Genomic DNA, 23,084 nt, shown 5'->3' with positions numbered 1-23,084 from the left:
CCGGGCGGGGGTGTCAGACCCCGGGTCGAACATGTGTTCCATGCCCTCGCCGCCCGACCCGCCCGACCCGCTCGACCCGCCCGTCGCCGGGATCCTGCACGCCGACCTCGACGCGTTCTACGCCTCCGTGGAGCAGCGCGACGACCCCCGGCTGCGCCGGCGCCCGATGGCCGTCGGGGGCGGCGTGGTGCTCGCGGCGTCCTACGAGGCGAAGCGCCGCGGCGTCCGGACCGCGATGAGCGCGCGGCAGGCCCGGTCGCTGTGCCCCGGGCTGGTGGTGGTGCGACCGCGGTTCGAGGCGTACACGGCCGCCAGCCGTGCGGTCTTCGCGATCTTCCGCGACACCACGCCGGCGGTGCAGGGCGTGTCGATCGACGAGGCGTTCCTGGACGTGCGCGGCCTGCACCGCGTCGACGCGGCGCCGGTCCGGCTGGGCGCGCGGCTCCGCGAGCGGGTGCGGGAGGAGGTCGGGCTGCCGATCACCGTCGGCGTCGCCCGGACGCCGTTCCTCGCCAAGGTCGCCAGCCGGGTCGCCAAGCCCGACGGGCTGCTCCTCGTCGACCCGGACCGCGAGGACGCGTTCCTGCACCCGCTGCCCCTGGAGGTGCTGTGGGGCGTCGGCGCCGTGACGGCGGACAGGCTGCACGCGTTCGGGCTCCGGACCGCCGGGGACGTCGCCGCTCTCCCCCGGTCGGTCCTCGAGCACGCGCTCGGGCCCGCCATGGGCCGGCACCTGCACGCCGTCGTGCACGGGCGCACCCCGGACCGGGTCGAGACGGGGCGGCGGCGCGGGTCGGTCGGTGCGCAGCGGGCGCTCGGCCGCGGCCCGCACGACCCCGCGCAGGTGCGCGCCGCCCTGCTCGGCCTGGTCGACCGGGTGTGCCGGCGGCTGCGCGCCGGGCACCGGCTCGCGCGGACCGTGGTGCTGCGGCTGCGGTTCGCCGACTACACGTCCGCCACCCGGTCCCGCTCGTTCGCGTTCGCCACCGCGTCGGGCGCCCAGATCGGCGCGACGGCCGGCGCGCTCCTCGCCGAGGCCGCGCCGCTGCTGACCGAGCGCGGGACCACGCTGGTGGGCGTGGCGCTCACCGGGCTGGAGCCGGACGACCACTGGCAGCCGGAGCTGGACCTGGACGGGCCGGCCCCGGACGGGCTGGACGCCGCGGTCGACGCGGTCGCCGACCGGTTCGGCACCGGGGCGATCGTGCGCGGCGCGCTGCTCCGGCGCGGGTCCGGGCTGGCGGTGCCGACGCTGCCGGAGGACCCGGAGGACCCGCCGTGACGCCCGGTGCGCCGGCCGCCGCCCCGGGTGTCGCGGTCGTGCCCGCGCGCGTACCGTCGGTCGCAACATCGGTGCCCGGGGTGGAGCCGACCGCTCGGGGCGCCAGGGACCCGAACGGGGGCGGCCCCATGATCCCCACCACCGGCCCGGAGCGTGCTCCGGGCCCCGGGGCCCGCACGCATGCGGGCTCGTACCGGCTCGACGTCACGACGCAGCACTGGTGGTGGTCGGACGAGGTGTACGCGATCCACGGCTTCGCGCCGCACGAGGTGGTCCCCACCACCGAGCTGCTGCTCGCCCACGCCCACCCGGACGAGCGGGAGCGCGCGGTCGCGGAGCTCGACGCGGCGAGCCGCACCGGCCGCGCGTTCTCCGCCGTGCACCGCATCGTGGACGCACGGGGCCGGGCGCGGGTGGTGGCCGTCGTCGGCGAGGGGCAGGGCCGGGCCCCGCTCGGCGGGCCGGTCGAGGTCGCGGGCTACTTCGTGGACCTGACCGACGTCGTGGACGACCGCGCGCAGGCCGCCGCCACGGTGGCGATCGCCGCGGCCGCGGAGAGCCGGTCGGCGATCGACCAGGCCGTCGGGGTCGTCGCGTTCGTCCGGGAGCTCGACCCGGAGGCGGCGTTCCGGGTGCTGCGCGCGGCGTCGAACGACGCCAACGTGCCGATCCGGGTGCTCGCCCGCGCCATCGTCGGGGCCCTGCCCACGCTGCAGCACGACCCGGGCCGGGTCTGCGCGTTCCTGGACGGGCTGCTCGCGCCCGCGCACCGCACCGCCGTGGCCGGCGTCCGCGCCTGACCTCCCCGGGCCGCCCGCGCCCCGCCCGGCTACGGTCGGCTGCACGGGCGCGCCGCCGCGGCGGGCCCCGGGGCGAGGAGGGCCATGCCGCCGGCAGCCGCACCCACGACCGCGCTGCGCGCCGCCGCGCTGGTCCGTGCCGCCCACGCCCCGCCCGCGTTCGCGGTCACCGTGTTCGCCGGCGCCTACGCCGGGGGCGCGGCCGGTGCGGCCGCGGGCCGCGCGCTGCTGGTGGCCGCCGCCGTCCTGGCGGGCCAGCTCTCGGTCGGCTGGTCGAACGACTGGATCGACGCGGACCGGGACCTCGCGGTGGGGCGCCGGGACAAACCGGTGGTCGCCGGGACCGTGACCGTCGCCGCGCTGCGCCGTGCCGCGCTGCTGGCCCTCGCCGCGTGCGCGGCGCTCTCCCTCGCCCTCGGGCCCGCCGCGGCGCTGCTGCACCTCGCGCTGGTCGCGATCGCGTGGGCGTACAACGCCCGCCTCAAGTCGACCGTCTGGTCCTGGCTCCCCTACGCCGTCGCGTTCGGCGGGCTGCCGTCGGTCGCGACCCTCGGGGTGCCCGGCGGGGACGTGCTGGGGCCGTGGTGGGTCACCGCCGGCGGGGCGCTGCTGGGGGTCGGCGCGCACCTCGCGAACGTGCTCCCCGACCTGGAGGACGACGCCGCGACCGGCGTGCGCGGGCTGCCGCACCGGCTCGGGCGGCGGCGGACCGCGTCCGGCGCGGCGTGCATCCTGCTCGCCGCGGTCACCGTGGTCGCGCTCGGGCCGCCGGGGGCGCCCGGGGCCGCAACCGTGGCCGGCCTCGCGCTCGCGGTGGGGCTGGCCGCGTCCGGCGCCGCGGTGGGCCTCGCGCGGCCCGCGAGCCGGTGGCCGTTCGGGGCCGCGATGGCCGTCGCCGCCGTCGCGGTCGTCCTGCTGGTCGTGCAGGGGTGACGCGTCCGCCGGCCCGCGCCCGGGCCCGCGCGGGCCGACCGGTCGCGGCCGCGAGGCGCGGAGGGCAGCATCGTGGCATGTCCCGCATCGCGGCCGTCGCCCCCGTGCTCCCCGAGCACGTCTACCCGCAGGCCGAGATCACCGCGGAGGTGGCGGGGCTGGTGACCCGGGACCCCCGGCGCCGCGCGCTCCTGGAGCGCGTGCACGCGTCCAGCGGCATCGGCACCCGGCACACGGTGCTGCCGCTGGAGAAGTACGCCGGGCTGACGTCGTTCGGCGAGACCAACGACGTGTTCCTCCGCGAGGGGCTGGAGCTCGCCGCGCGCGCCGTCACCGACGCGCTCGGCGCGGTGGGGCTGCGGCCCGCCGACGTCGACCACCTGTTCTTCACCACCGTCACCGGCGTCTCCGCGCCGTCGCTCGACGCGCTGCTCGTCGGGCGGCTCGGGCTGCGGCCCGACGTGCGGCGCGTCCCCAGCTTCGGCCTCGGCTGCGCGGGAGGGGCTGCGGGTCTCGCCCGGGTCGACGACCACCTCGCCGGGCACCCGGACGAGGTGGCGGTGCTGCTGTCGGTGGAGCTCTGCTCGCTCACCCTGCAGCACGACGACGACTCGACCGCGAACCTGGTCGCCAGCGGGCTGTTCGGCGACGGCGCGGCCGCGGCGGTGCTGGTCGGCGACCGCCGGGCGGCCGCGCTCGGCCTGGACGGCCCCGAGGTCGTCGGTGCGCGGAGCGCGCTCTACCCGGGGACCGAGCACGACCTCGGGTGGCAGGTCGGCGGGTCGGGCTTCCGCATCGTGCTGTCCGGCGGGATGGCGGGCACCGTGGCCGCGCACGCCGCCCCGGACGTCGCCGCCCTGCTCGCGCCGCTCGGCGCGGGGGCCCCGGACGTCGCGCGCTGGGTGGTGCACCCGGGCGGTCCGAAGATCCTGGACGCGGTCCAGGACGCGCTCGGCCTCGACCCGGCGGCGCTCGCGGGGTCCCGCGCCGTGCTCGCCCGGGCGGGCAACCTGTCCTCGGCCGCCGTGCTGCACGTGCTGGCCGACGTGCTCGCCGGACCGCCGCCCGACCCGGGCGCCCTCGGCGCCGTCCTGGCGTTCGGGCCCGGGGTCGGCGCCGAGCTGGTCGCGCTGCGCTGGCCCGGGGCGGCGTCGTGACCTCGCTGGTGTGGTTCGACGTCCTGGTCGCGCTCACGGCCGTCGAGCGGCTCGTCGAGCTCGTCGTCTCCTCCCGCAACGCGCGCTGGTCGTTCGCGCGCGGCGGCGTCGAGTCCGGGCGCGGGCACTTCCCGCCGATGGTCGCGCTGCACACGGGCCTGCTGCTCGCCTGCGTGCTGGAGGCCCACCTGGCCGACCGGCCGTTCCTGCCCTGGCTCGGCTGGCCGGCGTTCGTGCTCGTGCTGGCGAGCCAGGCCCTGCGCTGGTGGTGCATCGCGACGCTCGGGCCGCGGTGGAACACCCGGGTCATCGTGGTTCCCGGCCTGCCCCTGGTCGACCGCGGCCCCTACCGGTGGATCCCGCACCCCAACTACGTCGCGGTCGTCGTCGAGGGCATCGCGCTGCCGCTGGTGCACACCGCCTGGGTGACCGCGGCCGCCTTCACGGTGCTGAACGCCGTGCTGCTGCTCGGGTTCCGGATCCCCGCCGAGGAGCGCGCCCTGCGGGCGGCGGGCGGGGGCGGCGACCCCGTGCCCGCACCGGGACGGTGACCGGCTCCCCCGACGTCGACGTGCTGGTCGTCGGCGGCGGCCCGGTGGGGCTGGCGGCGGCCCTGGAGGCTCGGCGCGCCGGGCTGTCCGCGCTCGTGGTCGAGCCCCGCGGCACCCCCGTGGACAAGGCGTGCGGCGAGGGCCTCATGCCGCGGGCCGTCGACCTGCTGCGGCGGTGGGACGTCGACCCGGCCGGGCGCCCGCTCGCCGGGATCGCGTACGTCCGGGACGACCTGCGCGCCGAGCACCGGTTCGCCGGGTCGCCGGGCCGCGGCGTGCGCCGCACCGTCCTGCACGCGGCGCTGGCGGAGCGGGCCGAGGCGGCGGGGGTGCAGCGGCTGGCCGGCCGGGTCGGGACGCTCGCCCAGGACGGCGGCGGCGTGACGGCGGCCGGGGTGCGGGCCCGGTGGCTGCTCGGGTGCGACGGGCTGCACTCGACGGTCCGGCGGCTCGCGGGGCTCGAGGCGGCGCCGCGCGGCGGGCCCGCCCGGCGGTTCGGCGTCCGCCGCCACTACCGGACCGCCCCGTGGACCGACCTCGTCGAGGTGCACTGGGGCCGGCGCGCCGAGGCGTACGTGACCCCGGTCGGCCCCGGGCTCGTCGGCGTGGCGCTGCTCGGGCCGGCGCCCGTCGACGTCGACGCCGAGCTGGCCGCCATGCCCGCCCTCGCCGACCGGCTCGCGGGGGCCCCGGTCGACGCCGCCGACCGCGGCGCCGGCCCGCTGCGGCAGCGCACGCGGGCCCGGACGGCGGGCCGGGTGCGGCTCGTCGGCGACGCGTCGGGGTACGTCGACGCGCTCACCGGCGAGGGGCTGCGGCTCGGGTTCGCGCAGGCGGTCGCCGCCGTGGCGCACCTGGACGACCCCGCGGGGTACGAGCGGGCCTGGGCGGCCGCCACCCGCGACTACCGGCTGCTGACCTCGACGCTGGTGGCCGTGGCGACGTCGCCGCTGCGCGGCGCCCTGGTGCCGGCGGCGGTGCGGCTGCCGCCGGTGTTCGCCGGGGCGGTCGAGCGCCTGGCGCGCTGACGCGGGTGCCGCGCGGCCGGGCTCGGCTACCGTCGGGCGGTGACCAGCTCGTCCCCCGGCCCGACCCCCTCCGCGACCACCACCGCCACCGCCGACGACGGCACCCCGCTGCGGTGGCAGGAGCAGGGGGCGGGCAGCCCGGTGCTGCTGCTCCAGGGCCAGGCGACCGCGGCGGCCGGCTGGGACCGGGTCGCGGCGGACCTCGCCACGGAGTTCCGGGTGCTGCGCACCGAGCAGCGCGGTGCCGCGGGCACCGAGCCGGGGCCGGGCGGCCGCGTCCCGGACGGGCTCACGACGCGCGACCTGGCCCGCGACGTCCGGGCGGTCCTCGACGCCGCCCGGGTGGAGCGGGCGCAGGTCGTGGGGCACTCGATGGGCGGCAAGGTCGCGCAGTGGCTCGCCGTCGACGCCCCGGGACGCGTGGCGTCGCTCGTGCTGCTGGCGACCAGCGCGGGCCCCGGCGACGGCGTGCCGCGGGACGCCGAGGCGCACCGGCTGCTGCTCCGCGGGGACGGGGCGGCGCGCACGCGGCTGTTCTTCGACGACGCCTGGGCCGCCGCGCACGCCGACGAGGTGCGGACGTTCTTCGCGCTCGACGCCGACCGGCCCACCCTCCGGGCCCTGTACCGGGCGAGCACGGAGCACGCCGCGCTGGACGCGCTGGGACGGATCGCCGCCCCCACGCTCGTCGTGCACGGGACCGAGGACCGGCTGGCGGCGCTCGCGTCCGCGGAGCGGCTCGCGGCGGCGATCCCCGGGGCGCGGCTGGCCGTGGTCCCGGGGGCACGGCACGGGCTGCACCTGGACAGCGCCGAGGCCGCGGCGACGGTGCGGGCGTTCCTGCGCGCGCAGGCCGCCGGCTGACCGCGGGGGCGCACCCCGGCCGGCGGGCGCGACCCGGGGTCTGGTGCGCGCGGCCGCCGCGGGCTTGACTGGTGGCCCGGCGAGCGCACCTGGGGGCGACATGACCACGACCGACCGGCTCGACCTGCACGGGGCGCGCCTCGTCGACGCCGACCTGCACGGGGCACGGCTGATCCGCGCGGACCTGTCGGGCGTCGTCATGCGCGGGGTGGAGATCGCCGGCGCCGACATCGACGCGCCCTGGCTGCTCGACGGGGGCTCGCTGCTGGTCAACGGGGTGGACGTGGCGCCCCTGGTCGACGCCGAGCTCGACCGGCGGTTCCCGGGACGGTCGCAGCGGCGTGCCGCCGACCCCGAGGGCCTGCGGCGGGCGTGGGCCGCGGTCGAGGCGACCTGGGCGGCCACCCTGGAGCGCGTCGCGACCCTGCCGGCGGGCACGGTGGACGTGCAGGTCGACGGCGAGTGGTCGTTCGCGCAGACGGTGCGGCACCTGGTCATGGCCACGGACACCTGGCTGCGCGGCGCGGTGCTCGGCGTCGAACGGCCCTATCACCCGATCGGGCAGCCGAACGTCGAGTACGCGGCGGACGGCCACGACCCGTCCGTGTTCGCGGAGGCGGCGCCCGCCTGGGAGGAGGTGCTGGCGGTGCGGGCCGGCCGGGTCGCGATGGTGCGCGACTACCTGGCGGGCGTCACGCCGGCGGACCTGGCCGCGACCCGCGCGAACCCGTGGGCGCCCGAGTACCCCGAGACGGTCCTCTCCTGCCTGCACACGATCCTCGAGGAGGAGTGGGAGCACCACCGGTACGCCGTCCGCGACCTCGACGCGATCCGCTGACCCCCGGGGTCACGCCGGGGCGCGCGCCACCACGAGCCGGAACGCGTTCCGCAGCCGGTACGACCCGTCGCGACCCCGGAACCGCTCGGCCGCCGCGACCACCACCGGCCCGCGCTCCGCGAGCCCCGCGGCGTCCTCCCCGAGCAGCAGGCCGCGCACGAGCGCGCGCTCGTCCGCCGCGGTCCAGGGCACCTCGACGAGCGTGACGCGCTCGACCTCCAGCCCCGCCCCGGCCAGCAGCGCGCGCACGGGCTCCTCGCGGCGCAGCGGCCCCTCGGGGCCGGGCTCCTCGCCGTCGTCCGCCGCCAGGGCGGCCTCGACGGCGTCGAGCTCGCACCGGTCCCGCTCGGCCCAGCCGCACACCGCGAGCAGCCCGCCCGGCACCAGCACCCGGACCACCTCCGCGACGGCGGCACCCGGGTCGTCGGCCAGGTGCAGCACGTTCACGGCCGCGACGACGTCGAACACGCCGTCGGGCCACGGCAGGCCCGCCGCGTCCGCGACCCGGACGTCCGCCCCCGGCGCCGCGCGCCGAGCCCGGGCGACCATCCCCGGTGCGATGTCCGCGCCCGCCGCCGCGGCGCCCCGGGCCGCCGCCTCGGCGAGCAGCTCGCCGGTGCCGCAGCCGACGTCGAGCAGCCGGGTGCCGGGACCGGCCCCTGTCGCGTCCAGCAGCGCCGCGCGGGCCGGACCGGCGAACCCGCCCCAGGACGCGGCCCAGTCGCCGGCGAGCGCGGTCCAGGTGTCAGGCGCGCCGTCGTCGTCAGGCGCACGGTCGGGGTCCTCGGGCACACCCCCAGTCTCCCCCGCACGCCGGCCGGCTCAGTCCGCCCACACCCGCAGCCCGTCGAACCGCGCCGTCGCCCGCGGCGCCGCGCCGTCCCACCCGTGCGCGACCAGCCCGATCCGCAGGTCCGTGCCCGCCGGGAACGTCCAGACGCCCCCGCCGACCCAGGTGGTGCCGTCGGTGCTGGTCAGCGCGCGGACCTCGTGCTCCCCCGCGTCGTCGGTGCGGTGCACCAGGCGCAACCAGGTGGTGTCCCCGGGTGGTCCCACGATCGTCCCGCCGTACGACAGCCGCCCGGCGTACGGGCGCTCGTGCCCGAACTCGGTCTGCCGGGTGTTCCAGATCGCCACGTGCGAGAGCCGGGCGAACAGGTCGTCGCCCGCGTACGCCACGAGCCCGGCCTGCTGGTAGTTGCGCACGTCCTCGGTGCCCAGGTCGACGGACACGACGGTCTCGGCGGTCCAGTCGCCGTCGGGGACGTCGCGGAGCAGCACCCCGGCGTCGTTCCCGGCTCCGGTCAGGTCGGCCCGCTCCACCGGCCACACCAGGGCGCCGTCCGCGACGGTGACCCGGGGGTCCCGCACCGTGGTCCACCCGGGGCCCAGGTCCGCGTCGAACGTCACCTCGTCCACCAGGTCGCCCGGGGTGGGCAGTGGCTCGACGTCGCCGACCCGCTGCGCCAGCGGCACCGCGCTGAGGTCGTCGACGTGCACACCGGAGGTCCGCGCGACCGCGCCGGCGCTGCCGGGGCGCAGCCGCTGCGGCAGCTCGAGCACCACCTCGGCGAGCGGGTCGCCGAGCCGCGCCTGGCTCACCTCGGCGCGGGCGAGCCTGCCCTCGACCTCCAGGACCACCGCGTGCCACGTGCCCCAGTCGACGCCGGCCGGCAGCGGCACCGCGGCGCGCGCGGACCCGGACCGCACCACGAGCTCGCCCGCCACCGGGTCGACCACCGCGGTCACCCCCGTGCCCGGCCGCGCCGCGCCGCGCACCCCCGCCGGTCCGGCCGAGGCCGCGGAGCCGCCGGCCGAGCCCGCCCGGCCCAGGCCGAACCCCGCGACCACCCCGCCGGACGCCCCGGGGTTCAGCCGCAGGTCCGCCTCCACCCGCACCGGGCCGGGCAGCCGGGCGCGCGTGAGCAGCGCACCCTCGCCCACCGCCACGGCGTGCCCGCCGCCCTGCGGGTCGCCGCGCACCGTGCGCCAGGCGTCGCCGCGCCAGCCCCGGCCGAGGCCGTCCTCGAAGCCGGCGACCGCGGGCCCGCCGGCCGCCGGGGCCGGCTGCGCGTCGTCCGACGGCCCGGCACCCGCGCGCACGACGGGCCAGCCGTCCACCCAGTCCAGCCGGTCCAGCAGCATCGGCCGCCGGTTGATCCCGTCGGTCCCGTCGAGGTACGGGTCGTCGCGGTCGATCGCGTGGTAGAGGATCCAGTCCCGCCCCGCCAGGTCGGTGACGACGGCGTTGTGCCCGGTGCCGACCCAGCGGTTCCCGTTCGGCGTCAGCACCGGCGTGCCACCCGCGCGCGAGGCCAGCAGCGGCACCCCCTCGCGGTCGACGTACGGGCCGGTGACCGCGTCGGACCGGCCGACCTGCACGCTGTAGCCGGTCGTCGGGCCCGCGCAGCAGTTCGCCGTGGAGGCGAACAGGTACCAGGAGCCGTCGCGCTGCACGACGTACGCTCCCTCGAACTTGTTGTCGACCGCCACCTGGACCGGCTCGCCGACCGCCTCGGTGCCGGTGGCGTCGAGCGCGGTGACCCAGATGCCGCCGTAGTACGAGCCGTAGAACAGGTGCTCGGTGCCGTCCGGGCCGACGACGTGCGTGGGGTCGAACGTCCACAGGAAGTCGTCGGGCGCGCCGCTGCCGCCGGGGCGCGGGTCCACCACCGGGTCCCCGGAGTCGGTCCACGGCCCGGTCGGCGTGGGCGCGGTCGCCACGCCGATCGCCGTGTCCCCCGTGCCCGGCGTCACGGTGGTCTCGGTGACGACGTAGTAGAGCCGGTACTGGCCGTCGACGTAGCGGATGTCGGGCGCCCACAGAGCGGCCGGGTGCGCGGGGTCGGTGTCCGCCCAGGACGGCAGCGAGTCCTCGCCGAAGGCGTCCCCCACGTACTCCCAGGTGACGAGGTCCGCGGACCGGGACACCGGGATCAGGTGCCGCCGGCCCTCGCCCGACCGCAGCGGGTCCGTCGTGCCGTAGGCGTACCACCAGCCGTCCTGGCCGCGGATGACCGCGGGGTCGGCGAAGGTGTCCGCGAAGCCGGAGCTGACCGGGTTGGCGTACGTGCCGGGCGTGCCGGGCCCACCGGGGCGGGCACCGGACGCGTCGTCGGCGACGCCCGGCCCCGCGCCCGTCAGCCCGAGGACGAGCGCGAGCACGCCGGCCGGCGCGGCCGCGCGCAGGCCGATCCGCCCCGGCGCGCGCCGGGACCCGAGAATGCGCTGCACCATCGCAGGGCTCCTGCCGTTCACGAGACCGGAGCACCCTTCTACGCCCGCCGCGCCGCGCCCGCCACTCCAGCGGGTGCACGACGGGACCCGTCCGTCCGTTTCCCGGACAGCGCGGCCCGCCGTCCCCTAGCGTCTCGGGTGGTCCCCGAGGGCACCCGGCCGCACGCCCCCGGCGGTCTGCCCACCCCCGTCGACGAGAGGGTCCCGCCCGTGATCCGCGTGCTGCCCGTCCTGCTGGAGCTCGGCCTGCTGGTCTACTGCCTCATCGACTGCATCCAGACGGACTCCGTCCTGGTGCGGAACCTGTCCAAGACCACCTGGGTGCTGCTCATCGTCTTCCTGCCGCTGGTCGGCGGGATCGCGTGGCTCGTCGCCGGACGTCCCGAGCGGTCCGCCTCCGCGCGGTCCGTGCCGTGGCCGAGCACCGCGACCGCGGGGTTCCCCGAGTACGAGCGGCCCCGCGCGGCGGGCCCGGACGACGACCCGGCGTTCCTCGCGGCGCTGCGGGACTCCGACGACCGGCACGAGCAGATGCTGCGCGACTGGGAGGCGGACCTCCGCGCCCGCGAGCAGGGGCTGCGCGACCGCGGCCCGGCCCCCGAGGACGGCGCTGCCACGACCTGACCCGCCGGCCGCGCCGTCCGCCGGCCGCGGCCCCGCCCTGCGGCCCGGGCGTCAGCGGCGCGAGCTCGCCCGCATCCGCCAGAGCAGCCAGAGGAAGTACGGCGTCCCGATCACGGCCGTGACGAGGCCCGCGGGCAGCTGGGCCGGCGCGATGGCCGCCCGCCCGACCAGGTCGGCCACGGCCACCAGGGCGGCACCGAGCACCACCGTCAGCGGCAGCGTCCAGCGGTGCCGCTTGCCGATCAGCATCCGCGCCGCGTGCGGGGCGACGAGGCCGACGAACACGACCGGCCCGATCGCGGCGGTCGCGGCGGCGGTCAGCAGCACCGCGACGCCGACGTGCAGCGAGCGGGAGCGGGGCAGGTCGACGCCCAGGACCCGCGGCGTCACGTCGTCCACCTGCACCAGGTCGAGGTCCCGGTGGGTGCGGGCGACGACCAGCACGCCGATCGCCAGGGCCACGGCCATCGGCACCAGCTGCGGCGTCCCGGCCCCGAAGGTCGAGCCGCCGAGCCAGGTGATCGCCCGGTTCTGGTTCCACGGGTCCGTCCGGACGAGCAGCAGGGTCGTGACCGCGCTGGCCGCGGCGCCGGTGCCGAGCCCGACCAGCACCATCCGGCCGGACGCCATGCCGCTGCCGGCGGTGACGCCGAAGACGAGCAGCCCCGCGAGCACCGCCCCGACGAGCGCCCCGGCGAACACCAGCGCGAACGACGGCGCGCTCGTGAGCACGATGACGACCACCGCACCGAGGCCCGCGGCGTGCGAGACGCCGAGCACGCCGGGGTCGGCCAGCGGGTTCCGGGTGACGGACTGCACCAGCGCGCCGGCGAGGGCCAGGCACGCGCCGGCGAGCAGCGCGGCGGCGACCCGCGGCACCCGGGAGTCGAGGATGATGTCCAGCCGGACCGACGCCCTGCCCGCGACCCAGTTGGCCACGTCGCCGAGCAGCACCGTCGAGTCGCCGAGCAGCACGCCCGCGACGACGACGCCGACCAGCACGAGCACGCCCGCACCGAGCAGCAGCGCGGGCGCCCGGCGCGCCAGGTCGCTGCCCGCCCGCAGCGTGACGAGGGTGTCCGGCTCGAGCGCGGCCCGCGCCCGGCGGGCCAGGACCACCAGGGCGACGGCACCGATCAGGCTGGTGACCACGCCCGTCGGGACGGTCACGCCGGAGATCGGCCCGAAGACCGCGCGCAGCGCGACGTCGGCGGTGAGGACCAGGGCGGTGCCGGCGACGGCCGCGGCCGGGATCAGCAGGCGGTGCCGGCCCAGCGGGCGGACCCAGGTCGCGAGCAGGCGGACCAGCAGCGGGGCGCACAGGCCCACGAACCCGATCGGGCCGGTGACGGTCACGGCGCAGGTGGCGAGCAGGACCGCGAGCAGCACCCCGACCAGCCGGGTCCGGGCCACGTCGACCCCGAGCGACCGCGCGGCGTCGTCGCCGAGTCCGAGCAGGTCGAGCCGGCGGCCGAGCAGCACCAGGCCGAGGAACGCGACGACGACGATCGGCGCGATCGCGCGGACGGTGCCCATCCCGTTCTGGCCGAGCGAGCCGGCGCCCCAGGCGAACAGCCCCTGGGTCTCCCACGGGAACAGCACGAGCAGGGCCTGCGTCACGGACGACAGGCCGAGGGTGATGGCGGTGCCGGCGAGCACCAGGCGCACCGGCGAGGCGGCGGGGCCGCCGGACAGCCCGATGACGACGCCCGCCGCGGCGACGCCCCCGGCGAACGCGACCGCCACCCCGGGCAGCGCCCCGAGGGACGCCCCGACCACCGCGGCGGCGGTGACCGCCAGGTGCGCGCCCGCGTTCACCGCGAGGGTGTCCGGGGCGGCGAGGGGGTTGCGCGCGACCCCCTGCAGCGCCGCGCCGGAGGCGCCGAGCGCGCAGCCGACGAGCACGCCGGCCGCGAGCCGCGGCAGCCGGGACGCCGTGACGACGGCGGCGGCCTGGTCCAGCCCGCCCTGACCCGTCAGCGCGCGCCACAGCTCGCCGACGGTCACGTCGGCGGTGCCCTGCGTGAGGTGCCACGCGGCGGCGGCGACCAGCCACAGGACCAGGAGCGCCAGCGCGACCACCACCCGGGCGGGCTGCCGGCGCGCCGCGGGCGCGCCGGGACCCCGCCCCCCGCCCGACGCTCCGGCACCGGGCGCGGCGGGGCGCGCGGCGGCGACGGGGCCGGCGGCGGGGGGCGAGGTGGTCACGGCGTCCTTCAGGGGTGTGCGGTGCGGGTCGGGGTCACTCGGCGGTCAGCTGCGCGACCAGGTCGTCCGACCAGCCGGCCAGCGACTCCGGGCCGCCGTACGCCCAGATGCCGACGCCGGCGCGGTAGACGTGCCCCTGCTGCACGAACGGCAGCGACTGCCAGACGGGGTTGCCGGCGAGGGCCGTCTCGACCACGTCCTCCTCGTCGTCGTTGCCCCAGTAGAGGAACCGGGTCTCGGCCGGCAGCGCGGTCAGGCCCTCGACGTCGACGTAGGACAGGCCGTACGCGTCGTCACCCGGGTCCTCGGTCGCGGAGCCGAGGCCCATCTCGACCGCGACCGCCTGGAACGCGGACCGCGGGCCGTGCATGCGGATGGTGACGTTCGCGCCCTCGGCGTACGGGGAGGCGAACACGACGGGCGTGCCCTCCAGGCCGGCGTCGGCGATCGCCTGCGCGTTGTCGGCGATCCGCGCCTCGGTGTCCGTGATGACCTGCTCGGCGGCGTCGTCCGCCCCGACGAGGGTCGCGACGCTGCGGAACGTGTCCTCGACGTAGCCCAGCGGGTCCGCACCGTCGGCGCCGTCGAACAGCGCGACCGGGGCGATGCGCTCGAACTGCTCCAGCGCGCCCTCGGGGATCGACGACGTGACGCCGATGATCAGGTCCGGCTCCAGGCCCGCGATCGCCTCGACCGACGGCTCACCGCGCGTGCCGACGTCCTCGGGCTCGCCGTCCAGCGGCACCACGGTGCCGACCCAGGAGGTGTAGCCCTCGACGTCCGCCGCGCCGACCGGGGTGACGCCGAGCGAGGTCAGCATCTCCGTCTGCATCCACTCCAGCGAGACGACGCGGGTGGCCGGCGCGTCCAGCTCGACGGTCTCGCCCCGGTCGTCCGTGATGGAGACCGGGCCGCCCCCGGCGGCGGTGCTCGTGCTCTCGGCCGCCGGCTCGTCGGTGGTGCCGCAGGCCGCCAGGGCGGCCATCGCGCCGACGGCCAGGAGCGCCGTGAGCGTGCGTCGGGTGGTCATCGTTCCTCGTGTCTGCGCGGGAGGTGTGGGCGCCCGCGCGTCGCGCCCTCGGCCGCGGGGAGGCGCGGCGGGTGGAGTGAGTCGGTGGTCCGGCGGCGTCAGGCGCCGACCGGGGCGGGGTGCGGGGCGTCGGCCCCGTCGTCCGCGGGTTCGTCGGTGCGGCCGGCGCGGTGGCCGTCGGCGCGGGCGCCGCGGCCCGCGACGCGGCGCAGCAGCAGCCGCGGGGCGTGCACGCTGACGTGCCCGGTGCCCGCGTCGGCGCGCACCACGATGTCGATGTCGTAGACCTCGCTGAGCAGCTCGGAGGTGAGCGCGCGCTCCGGCGCCCCGTCGGCGACCACCCGGCCGCCGTGCAGGACCAGCACCCGGTCGGCGACGGCCGCCGCCTGCTCCAGGTCGTGCAGCACCACGCCGACCGCGACGCCGTGCTCGTCGGCGAGGTCGCGCACCAGCTCGAGCACCTCGACCTGGTACCGCAGGTCGAGGTGGTTCGTCGGCTCGTCGAGCAGCAGCACGCCCGTGTCCTGGGCCAGCGCTGAGGCGAACCAGACTCGCTGCACCTGGCCGCCCGACAGCGCGTCCACGTCGTCGCCGGCGAGGTCGGCGATGCCGGCGAGCTCCAGCGCCCGGTCGACCGCGGCCCGGCCCTGCGGGTCCGTCCCGCGCCAGCCCTGCCGGTGCGGGTGCCGCCCGAACTCGACCGCGTCCCGCACGGTGATCCCGGCGGGCGTCGGCCGCGACTGCGCGAGCAGCGTGACCCGGCGGGCGAAGTCGCGGGCGGAGAGCGCGTGCGCGTCCCCGTCGGCGACGGTGACCCGGCCCGAGGACAGCCGCTGCAGGCGGGCCATCCCGCGCAGCAGCGTCGACTTGCCCGACCCGTTGGGCCCGACCAGCGCGGTGACCCGGCCCGCGGCGAGCTCGACGCTCGCCCCGGTGACGACGGGGTCGCCGCCGTAGCCGATGCTGACGTCGGCGGCGGCCATCGCTGCGGTGTTCACGGGCACGAACCGGGACATTAGCGAAGGCTTACCTCAGAAGTCCATCCGCGTCCGCGGCGTGGCGCTCCGCGGCCCCGCGGGCGCGACGCCCGGCGCTCGCCTACGGTGGCCGGATCCGGTCCCCCGACGGAACGTGGTGCACACATGAGCGGACCCCGGCGGCACGACGTGCTCGTCATCGGCGGCGGCAACGCCGGGCTCTCCCTGGCGGGGCGGCTGCGGCGGGACGGCTGCCGCGACGTCGCCGTGGTCGAGCCGCGGTCGGTGCACCACTACCGGCCGCTGCTGTCCTACGTCGCCTCCGGCACCGCGCGCCTGGCCGACCTGCGCCGGCCCCAGGACGAGGTGGTCCCCTCGGGCGTCCGCCGGTACGCCGGCACCGTCGCGTCGGTCGACCCCGCCCGGTCGGTCGTCGTCCTCGCCGACGGCACCGAGCTCGGCTACGGCGACCTCGCCGTCTGCCCCGGGTCGGAGGTCGACTGGGACGCCGTCCCGGGCGCGCGGGAGGCGGTCGCGACCGCGCACGCCGCGACCAGCTACCTGCCCGAGCAGGCCGAGAAGACGTGGTCGATGCTGTCGGCGCTGCGCGCGGGCCGCGCGGTGTTCGCGCTGTCCGACCGGCACGTGCCCTGCTCGCCGGTCGGCCTGAAGCCGATGTTCGCCGCGCTGGACGTCTGGCGGCGCACGGGGGTCCTGGGCGACGTCCAGGTCGAGCTGCTGGCCGAGGGGCCGCACCTCGTCCGGCACGCCGAGGCGGACCGGCGGCTGCGGGCCGCGGCCGAGGAGTACGGCGTCCGGGTGCGGCTGCGCACCGCGGTGACGTCGGTCGACGCCGGGGCACGGACCCTGACGGCGGCCGGCGACGGCGGGCTCGAGGAGGTCGGCTACGACGCGCTCTACCTCGCGCCCCCGCACCGGGCGTACGGCTGGATCGCCGACAGCGACCTGGCAGCCGGCGACAGCGAGGGGTTCGTCGCCGTCGACCCCGAGACGCTGCAGCACGTCCGGCACCCCCGCGTCTGGGGCCTCGGGGACGCCGCGACCGTCGGGACGCTGCCCTCGGGCGGCGCCCTGCGGCGGCAGGTCCCGGTCGTCGCGCACAACATCCAGGCGCGCCGCACCGGCCGGACGATGCACCGGTACGACGGATACTCGGTCGCGCCCGTCACCACCTCGCGGCGCCGCCTGCTGCTCGCCGAGTTCGACCGCGGCGGCCGGCCCGAGCCCTCGCTGCCGTTCCCGGACCTCGCGCGGCCGCGGCGCAGCCTGCTGCTGTTCGACCGCTACCTGGAGCCGCTGATCTACTGGCACAAGCTCCTCCCGGGCCGCGTCTCCTGACACGCGGCCCGGCCGGTGGCAGGGTGAGGGGGTGCAGATCGACGACATCCCGGTCCGGACCCTCCGCGGCGAGGACACCACCTTCGGCGCGCTGACCGGCGGGCGCGTGGCCCTGGTCGTCAACGTGGCGTCCCGGTGCGGCCTCGCCCCCCAGTACGAGCAGCTCGAGGCGCTGCACCGGTCGTACGGGGCCCGCGGCTTCACCGTCGTCGGCGTGCCGAGCAACCAGTTCCTGCAGGAGCTCGGCTCGTCGGACGCCATCGCCGAGTACTGCTCCGCCACCTGGGGCGCCACGTTCCCGATGCTGGAGAAGACGCCGGTCAACGGCCGGCACGCGCACCCCCTGTACCGCGCGCTGCACGAGGTGCCCGACGACACCGGCAAGGCCGGGCGGATCACCTGGAACTTCGAGAAGTTCCTCGTCGCGCCGGACGGGCGCGCCCGCCGGTTCCGCCCCCGCGTGCTGCCCGACGCGCCCGAGGTCGTCGCGGCGATCGAGGACCTGCTCCCGGAGCGCACCCCCGGGGCATGAGGCGCGCCGGTGCTCGACACGGGCCGTCGCGTGCAGCTGGAGGCGACGGCGGTCCGGCGTGCGACGCGGGCCGGGGCGCGAGGCCGCGCGCGACGCGGGCCGTGAGGCGGCGTGCGACGTGAGCCGAGGCGGCCACACCCGCACCACGTCGCCGAGATAGGGCCTTCGGACCGAGATAGGGCCTTCGGAGGTCCTATCTCGGCGCGAGGGTCCTACCTCGGCGTGCCTTGCTCGGCGGGCGAGGCGCGGCGGTCGGGGGCCGGGGGCCGCGGGTGAGAGCCCGCGGGCGACGCTCGGGTCAGCTGCCGGCGGTCGTCGCGACCGTCGTGGCCGTGATCGCCGCGGTCATCGCGGCCGTCGACGCCGTGATCGCGTCCTGCACAGCCTTCGCCGCCCAGGCACCCTCGGCGACCTCCTTCGCGCGCCGCCGGACGTCGCGGGCCGGCACTCCCCCGCGATCGACGACCGACGGCGCCAGGCCCAGGGCGTGCAGCAGCGCGACGAGCGCGCCGGTGCGCGGGTCCGGGTCGAGCCCCTGCACGAGCACCGCCGCGAGCCGCGCGCGGACCTCGTCCTCGTGGCGCCCGTCCGCCTCGGGCCACCGGGTGCGGGGGAACAGCCCGAGCACCCGGTCGTCCTCCCGGCGCAGGATCCCGCGCGCCGCCAGCCGGCCCGTGAGGGCGTCCCGAGCGCCCTTGCCGAGCCGGTTCACCAGGTCGGAGGCGGCGCGCTCGCGCTCGGCGACCCGCCGCAGCGCCTCCGCCAGCACGGGGTCGGCGACCGCAGCGCCCGGGGTGGCGGCGACCTTGGCGCCCGACCAGATGCTGGTGCGCTCGCGGACGTGCACGGTCTCGGCGAGGGCCAGCTCGAGCAGCAGCGCGCCCCCCAGGGCCACGTCGACGTGGCTCGACGTCGCGGTGCCCTTGCGGTCGTCGAGCAGCAGGAGCAGCAGGTCCTCGGCGATCAGGGTGGTCATGCGGCGAGCGTAGCGACGCGCACCGGCGACCTCGGCGACCGACGGCCGCGCCGCACGACGCACGTGGCGCGGGCGCCACCGCGCCCTCCGGTCCCACCCCGGGAGGTGCCCGCGCCGCGCCCTCCGGTCCCACCCCGTGAGGTGCCCGCGCCGCGGGTGGCCGCGCCGCGTCCCGCGGCCCTCACCCCGCCAGGTGCCCCCACCTTCCCGCGAGGTCGCGCCACGGCCCCACCGCCACCACGCTGCCCTCCTCGAGCACCACGACCCGGTCCGCCCGCGCCAGCGCCGCCCGCTTCGACGTCGCCCCGACCACCGTCGTGCCGCGCTCGCGCAGGGCGGTCCACAGCTCGATCTCGGTGCTCGCGTCGAGCGCGCTGGACACGTCGTCGGCGAGCAGCAGCTCGGCGTCGGTGGCGAGCGCCCGCGCGAGGGCGAGGCGCTGCACCTGACCGCCGGACAGCCGCACGCCGCGGTGGCCCACGAGCGCGTCCGGGCCGCCCGCCTCGGCCACGTCGGTCGCCATCCGCGCCGCGGCGAGCGGCCCGTCGACGGCGCGGTCGTGGTCGAGCCGGACGTTGTCGGCGAACGTCCCGGACAGCACCCGCGGCACCTGGGCGACGTGCGCGACGCGGCCGGGTCGCAGGAAGGCCTCGGCGTCCTCGACGTCGGTGCCGTTCCACCGGATCCGCCCCGTGTGCGCCATCAGCCCGGCGAGCGCCGACAGCAGGCTGGACTTGCCCGCGCCGACCCGCCCGAGGAGCAGCACGAGCTCGCCGCGCACGACCGTGAGGTCCACGTCGGCGACGCCGATCGTCCCGTCGTCGTGCACCGCGCCGACCCGCCGGAGCTCCAGGGTGTCGAGCCGGTCCCGCGCGCCCGGACCGGGACGCGCCGCCGCGCCGGTCGACAGGTCGACGCCCGGTGCCTCGGCCACGAGGTCGGCACCACCCGCGAACGACGCCGTGGCCTGCTGCCAGGCCCGGGTGCCCGGCGCCTCGGTCACCACCGCGCCCGCGACGACGCCGAACCAGTTGAACCCGGCGACGGCACCCGCGACCAGCAGCGTGCTCGCCAGGTCCCAGACCCCCGCGAGCAGGGCACCCCAGGCCACGACCGCCCCGACCTGCACCATGATGATCGGCACGCCGTCGAGGACGGCCTGCACCCGGTGCTCGAACACGGCGGCCTCGACCCGGCCGTCGTCGACCCGGCGCAGGTGCGCGTGAACCTCGGGCGTGCGGGCGGCCAGCTTCACCGTCCGGGCGGCGTCCAGCGCGGACACCAGCGACCGCCCGAAGCCGGCGCGCGCGGCGGCCGACCGGGTGGCCGAACGCCCCGCGACGCCGCGGCCGGCGAGCGCGCACGCCGCGCTCACGACGAGGACCGCGAGCAGCACCGCGCCCGCCAGCAGTGACCAGCTCAGCACCGCCGTGACCGCCACCAGCACGAGGCCGTTGACCAGGTCGACCCAGCGGTCCGCGTAGAGCACGAACCGGTCGGCGTCGAGGGCGCGCGCCACGACCTCGCCCGGCGGGGTGCGGCGCAGCCGGTGCTGCCGGGTCTGCCCGACGAGCACCGACATCCGCACCCGGAGCAGCAGCTCGATCCACCACTTCGGGTACAGCCGGAACGCGAGCGAGCTGCAGGGGGCGACGAGCAGCAGGGTCACGGCCAGCGCCACGACGAGGCCGGTAATCGGTTCCCCCGCGCGCAGGCCCTCGACGGTGTGGCCCCACAGGTAGCCGGTCACCGCGCCCTGGGCCGCGAACAGGCTCGACAGCAGGAACAGCAGGCCGCCGAGCAGGCCCCACCGGGGCTTGACGACGAGGGCGTGCGCGATCCCGCGGGCCAGGCTGGGCCCGGTCCCGGGGTCGCGCAGCGCGGGCGGCGGGCCGGTGCGCCGGCGGGCGCCGACCTCGGCCGCGCGCTCGCCGGGGTCCGCGGCGGGGGCGGCGGCAGGCGCGCCCGGATCGCCCGGCCGGCCGAGCGCCGCAGCGGCCGCCGCGTCGGCCGCTGCGACGGTCCCCGCCGCGGCGCCCGCACCCGTCCCCGCCGCGTCGAGCGCGTCCGCGTGCCCCTCGGCCCGGCTCGCCTCGAGCAGCGACCGGAACGGCCCCTCGACCCGCGTCAGCCCGACGCGGTCGCCCTGCTGCACGACCCGTCCGTGGTCGAGCACGACCACCTGGTCCGCCCGCTCCACGGTCCCGAGACGGTGCGCCACGAGCACGCCGGTGCGCCCGCCGAGCAGGCGCTCCGACGCCGCCACGACCCGCGCCTCGGTGAGCGGGTCCATCCGGGCCGTCGCCTCGTCCAGCACCACCACCTGCACGTCCCGCACCAGCAGCCGGGCGAAGGCCACCAGCTGCTCCTCCCCCGCGGACAGCGAGGTCCCGCCCGGGCCGAGCAGCGTGTCGAGCCCGTCGGGCAGACCCGCGACCCAGTCGGTGAGCCGCAGCTCGCGCACGGCCCCCTCGACGTCGGCGCGCGGCACGTCGCCGAACAGGGCGATGTTCTCGGCGAGCGTCCCGGCGAGGATCTCGGTGCGCTGGGTCACCACGCCGACGGCGCCCCGCAGCGCCTGCAGGTCCAGCTCGCGCACGTCGACGCCGCCGAGCAGCACCGAGCCGGGCTCGGGCTCGACCGCCCGGGACAGCAGGGACGCGAGGGTCGACTTGCCCGAGCCGGTGCGGCCGACGAGCGCGACGGTCTGCCCCGCCGGCACCCGCAGGTCGACGCCGCGCAGCGCGAACGTGCCCTCCGCGTACGAGAAGTGCAGGTCCCGCAGCTCGAGGTCGAGCGGCCCCTCGGGCACGGCGCGACCGCCGGCCGGCTCGGGCTCGGTGTCCAGCAGCTCGCGGATGCGGACGATGGCGCCGATGCCCTCCTGGACGTCGGGCAGGTGCCGCGCGAGCTGGTCGAACTGGCCGACGAACGACGCGGTGACCAGGAACAGCGTCACGAGCTGCGCGACGGTGAGGTCGCCCGCTCCCGCGAGCACCACGCCGGCCACGACGACGCCGGCGAGCAGCGCGTGCAGCAGCGTCCCGGCCTTCGCGGTCATCCGGGTCTCGACCGCGAGGACGCGGTCGAGCATCCGGTGCACGACCGCGGACGCCTCGGCGAGGCGCCGGACGGCGAACGCCTGCCCGCGGCTGGTGCGCAGGTCGTCACGGGCGGCGACGGCCTCCTCGAAGGCGGCGGCGTTGTCGGTCCACGCGCGCTCCTCGACCACCTTGCGGCGTGCGATCTCCCCGAGCGACGGCCGCACGACCAGGACGGTGAGGCCCCCGAGCAGCGGGAACAGCACCCAGGCCGGCCACCAGGTCAGTCCGCCGACGATCCAGAGGGGGACGCAGCCGACGACCGTGCGCCCGAGCCCCCACACCTGCCGCCGCACGAGCGTGCCGACCGCGTGCGTGTCGTCGTCCACGCGGTCCAGCACCTCGCCGACGGCCTGCTCCGACAGCGTGCCGAGCGGCTGGTGCAGCGCTGCGCTCAGCAGGTCGCCGCGCAGGCGGCCCTCGGCACGGTCGACGACCCCGGCCCACGCGACCTGCCCGACCGTGTCGACGAGCGCGGCGCCCACCAGGCACGCGGCCAGCAGCCACAGCCCGGCGGCCGTCGGGTCCTCGGCGAGGTCGCCGGCGACGACCGTGCCGAGCGCGGCGCCGACCGAGGCGATGGTCAGCGCGACGAGCGCCAGCCCGGCGACCGGCCCGCGCAGCCGGCGCCAGTCGAGGCGGCGGGCGGGGTCGGCGGGCGCGCGGCGGGCCCGGTCGGCGGTGGTGTCGACCGGGGGCGGGGCGGTGGTGGTGGTTCCGAGCATCGTCTGTCGACCCTAGGGCGAGGCACCCACAGGCCCGAAGCGCATTTCCGCTCCCGGTCCGCGTGCCGCCACCGCTACCGTCGCCGCATGATCACGTGGGCGACGGCCTTCCTCGACGCGGCGGCGGCCGACTGGGACCGGACGCTCGCGTTCTGGCAGGAGGTCACCGCGTCGACCCTGTCTCCGTTCCGCGGGCCGGACGACGAGTTCGTGACGCTGGTCCCCGCCGACGGCGACGCGTTCCTGCGCGCGCAGCGCGTCCGCTCGGGCCCGGGCGGCGTGCACCTGGACCTGCACGTGGCCGACATCCGCGCCGCGGCCGACGCCGCCGTCCGGCTCGGTGCCCGGGAGGTCGCCGCCTCGGACCACGTCGTGCTGACCTCGCCGGGCGGGTTCGCGTTCTGCTTCGTCGACGCCTACCCGGCACGCCGCCCCGCCCCGGCGTCCTGGCGGCGGCCGGACGGCGGTTCGCACGCGAGCCTGCTCGACCAGCTCGCGGTCGACGTGCCCGCCGAGCACTGGTCGACCGAGCGACGGTTCTGGGCCGCGCTCACCGGCTGGCCCGAGCGGGCCACCCCGCCCGGCGCCTCCCTGGTCCCCCTCGAGCGGGCCGAGGGCCAGCCGCTGCGCCTGCTGCTCCAGCGCCTCGACGAGCCGACCGGCCCGGTGCGCGCCCACCTCGACCTGGCCTGCTCCGACCGCCGCGCCGAGACGGACCGGCACGTGGCGCTCGGCGCGACGGTCGAGGCGGTCCGGGAGCACTGGACCGTCCTGCGGGACCCCGTGGCCCGGCGCTACTGCCTCACCGACCGCGACCCGGCCACGGGTGCGCTCCCCTGACGGGCCGTTGGTCGCGAGCGCG

Annotated in this window: 19 protein-coding genes; 12 read left to right on the top strand and 7 right to left on the bottom strand. The window is 78.3% G+C overall.

Features of this window, described 5'->3' with window-relative positions; genetic code table 11:
• The first annotated feature begins 40 nt into the window (after positions 1-40).
• From dinB to FS882_RS04595, 8 genes are all read left to right on the top strand, one after another.
• Positions 41-1,282, top strand: coding sequence for a DNA polymerase IV (dinB, locus tag FS882_RS04630; protein ID WP_158371380.1), 1,242 nt, complete (start codon positions 41-43; stop codon positions 1,280-1,282).
• 128 nt (positions 1,283-1,410) lie between these two features.
• Positions 1,411-2,082, top strand: a complete 672-nt coding sequence (locus tag FS882_RS04625) for a PAS and ANTAR domain-containing protein (protein ID WP_158371377.1) — start codon at positions 1,411-1,413, stop codon at positions 2,080-2,082.
• Between the two features lie 84 nt (positions 2,083-2,166).
• Entirely contained in the window at positions 2,167-3,015 is an 849-nt protein-coding gene (locus FS882_RS04620; protein WP_158371374.1) for a UbiA family prenyltransferase, read from the top strand.
• Positions 2,949-4,172, top strand: a complete 1,224-nt coding sequence (locus tag FS882_RS04615; RefSeq protein ID WP_316043617.1) for a 3-oxoacyl-[acyl-carrier-protein] synthase III C-terminal domain-containing protein — start codon at positions 2,949-2,951, stop codon at positions 4,170-4,172. The genes FS882_RS04620 and FS882_RS04615 overlap by 67 nt, the downstream gene beginning before the upstream one ends.
• Positions 4,173-4,177: 5 nt before the next feature.
• Complete coding sequence (locus FS882_RS04610; protein ID WP_158372036.1) at positions 4,178-4,723, top strand: isoprenylcysteine carboxyl methyltransferase family protein; 546 nt, start codon at positions 4,178-4,180, stop codon at positions 4,721-4,723.
• Complete coding sequence (locus FS882_RS04605) at positions 4,720-5,751, top strand: NAD(P)/FAD-dependent oxidoreductase (protein ID WP_158371369.1); 1,032 nt, start codon at positions 4,720-4,722, stop codon at positions 5,749-5,751. The genes FS882_RS04610 and FS882_RS04605 overlap by 4 nt, the downstream gene beginning before the upstream one ends.
• 39 nt (positions 5,752-5,790) lie before the next feature.
• Entirely contained in the window at positions 5,791-6,615 is an 825-nt protein-coding gene (locus tag FS882_RS04600; RefSeq protein ID WP_158371366.1) for an alpha/beta fold hydrolase, read from the top strand.
• Between the two features lie 100 nt (positions 6,616-6,715).
• Complete coding sequence (locus FS882_RS04595) at positions 6,716-7,453, top strand: DinB family protein (RefSeq protein WP_158371363.1); 738 nt, start codon at positions 6,716-6,718, stop codon at positions 7,451-7,453.
• A gap of 9 nt (positions 7,454-7,462) precedes the next feature.
• Here FS882_RS04595 and FS882_RS04590 read toward each other — a convergent pair whose 3' ends face one another.
• Positions 7,463-8,245: a class I SAM-dependent methyltransferase gene (locus FS882_RS04590; RefSeq protein WP_158371360.1), complete on the bottom strand. Its 783-nt coding sequence runs from the start codon at positions 8,243-8,245 to the stop codon at positions 7,463-7,465.
• A gap of 30 nt (positions 8,246-8,275) precedes the next feature.
• Positions 8,276-10,690 carry a family 43 glycosylhydrolase gene (locus tag FS882_RS04585; protein ID WP_158371358.1) on the bottom strand — a complete coding sequence of 805 codons (2,415 nt, stop codon included), beginning with the start codon at positions 10,688-10,690 and terminating at the stop codon, positions 8,276-8,278.
• Positions 10,691-10,900: 210 nt separating this feature from the next.
• Between FS882_RS04585 and FS882_RS04580 the strand changes: the two genes are divergently transcribed.
• Complete coding sequence (locus FS882_RS04580; RefSeq protein WP_158371355.1) at positions 10,901-11,314, top strand: PLD nuclease N-terminal domain-containing protein; 414 nt, start codon at positions 10,901-10,903, stop codon at positions 11,312-11,314.
• 51 nt (positions 11,315-11,365) lie between these two features.
• Here the strand turns inward: FS882_RS04580 and FS882_RS04575 are convergent, their stop codons facing one another.
• The 3 genes from FS882_RS04575 to FS882_RS04565 all read right to left on the bottom strand — a co-directional run bounded on the left by FS882_RS04575 (position 11,366) and on the right by FS882_RS04565 (position 15,568).
• A complete protein-coding gene (locus FS882_RS04575) occupies positions 11,366-13,522 on the bottom strand; it encodes an iron ABC transporter permease (protein ID WP_262348064.1) in 2,157 nt (718 codons plus the stop codon).
• Between the two features lie 34 nt (positions 13,523-13,556).
• Positions 13,557-14,552, bottom strand: a complete 996-nt coding sequence (locus FS882_RS04570; RefSeq protein WP_158371351.1) for an ABC transporter substrate-binding protein — start codon at positions 14,550-14,552, stop codon at positions 13,557-13,559.
• 98 nt (positions 14,553-14,650) lie between these two features.
• Entirely contained in the window at positions 14,651-15,568 is a 918-nt protein-coding gene (locus tag FS882_RS04565; RefSeq protein ID WP_222848130.1) for an ABC transporter ATP-binding protein, read from the bottom strand.
• Positions 15,569-15,694: 126 nt separating this feature from the next.
• On the opposite strand from FS882_RS04565, the gene FS882_RS04560 reads away from it, so the two are divergent.
• Entirely contained in the window at positions 15,695-16,888 is a 1,194-nt protein-coding gene (locus FS882_RS04560; protein WP_158371348.1) for an NAD(P)/FAD-dependent oxidoreductase, read from the top strand.
• 31 nt (positions 16,889-16,919) lie between these two features.
• Positions 16,920-17,420 (top strand): glutathione peroxidase, encoded by a 501-nt coding sequence (locus tag FS882_RS04555; RefSeq protein ID WP_158371346.1) that lies wholly within the window; start codon positions 16,920-16,922, stop codon positions 17,418-17,420.
• 298 nt (positions 17,421-17,718) lie between these two features.
• Here FS882_RS04555 and FS882_RS04550 read toward each other — a convergent pair whose 3' ends face one another.
• The gene (locus FS882_RS04550) at positions 17,719-18,396 is read right to left on the bottom strand and encodes a GOLPH3/VPS74 family protein (RefSeq protein WP_158371343.1); all 678 of its coding nucleotides are present in this window, start codon (positions 18,394-18,396) and stop codon (positions 17,719-17,721) included.
• Positions 18,397-18,577: 181 nt separating this feature from the next.
• Positions 18,578-22,222: an ATP-binding cassette domain-containing protein gene (locus FS882_RS04545; protein ID WP_158371341.1), complete on the bottom strand. Its 3,645-nt coding sequence runs from the start codon at positions 22,220-22,222 to the stop codon at positions 18,578-18,580.
• A gap of 87 nt (positions 22,223-22,309) precedes the next feature.
• Here FS882_RS04545 and FS882_RS04540 point away from each other — a divergent pair, with 87 nt between their 5' ends.
• The gene (locus tag FS882_RS04540; protein WP_158371339.1) at positions 22,310-23,062 is read left to right on the top strand and encodes a VOC family protein; all 753 of its coding nucleotides are present in this window, start codon (positions 22,310-22,312) and stop codon (positions 23,060-23,062) included.
• The last annotated feature ends 22 nt before the right edge of the window (positions 23,063-23,084 follow it).

Source organism: Cellulosimicrobium cellulans (assembly GCF_007679345.1).
In the GTDB taxonomy this organism is placed as follows: domain Bacteria; phylum Actinomycetota; class Actinomycetes; order Actinomycetales; family Cellulomonadaceae; genus Cellulomonas; species Cellulomonas cellulans_A.
Note: the sequence above shows the minus strand (reverse complement) of the source record. Positions and strands in the feature narration are given on the sequence as shown.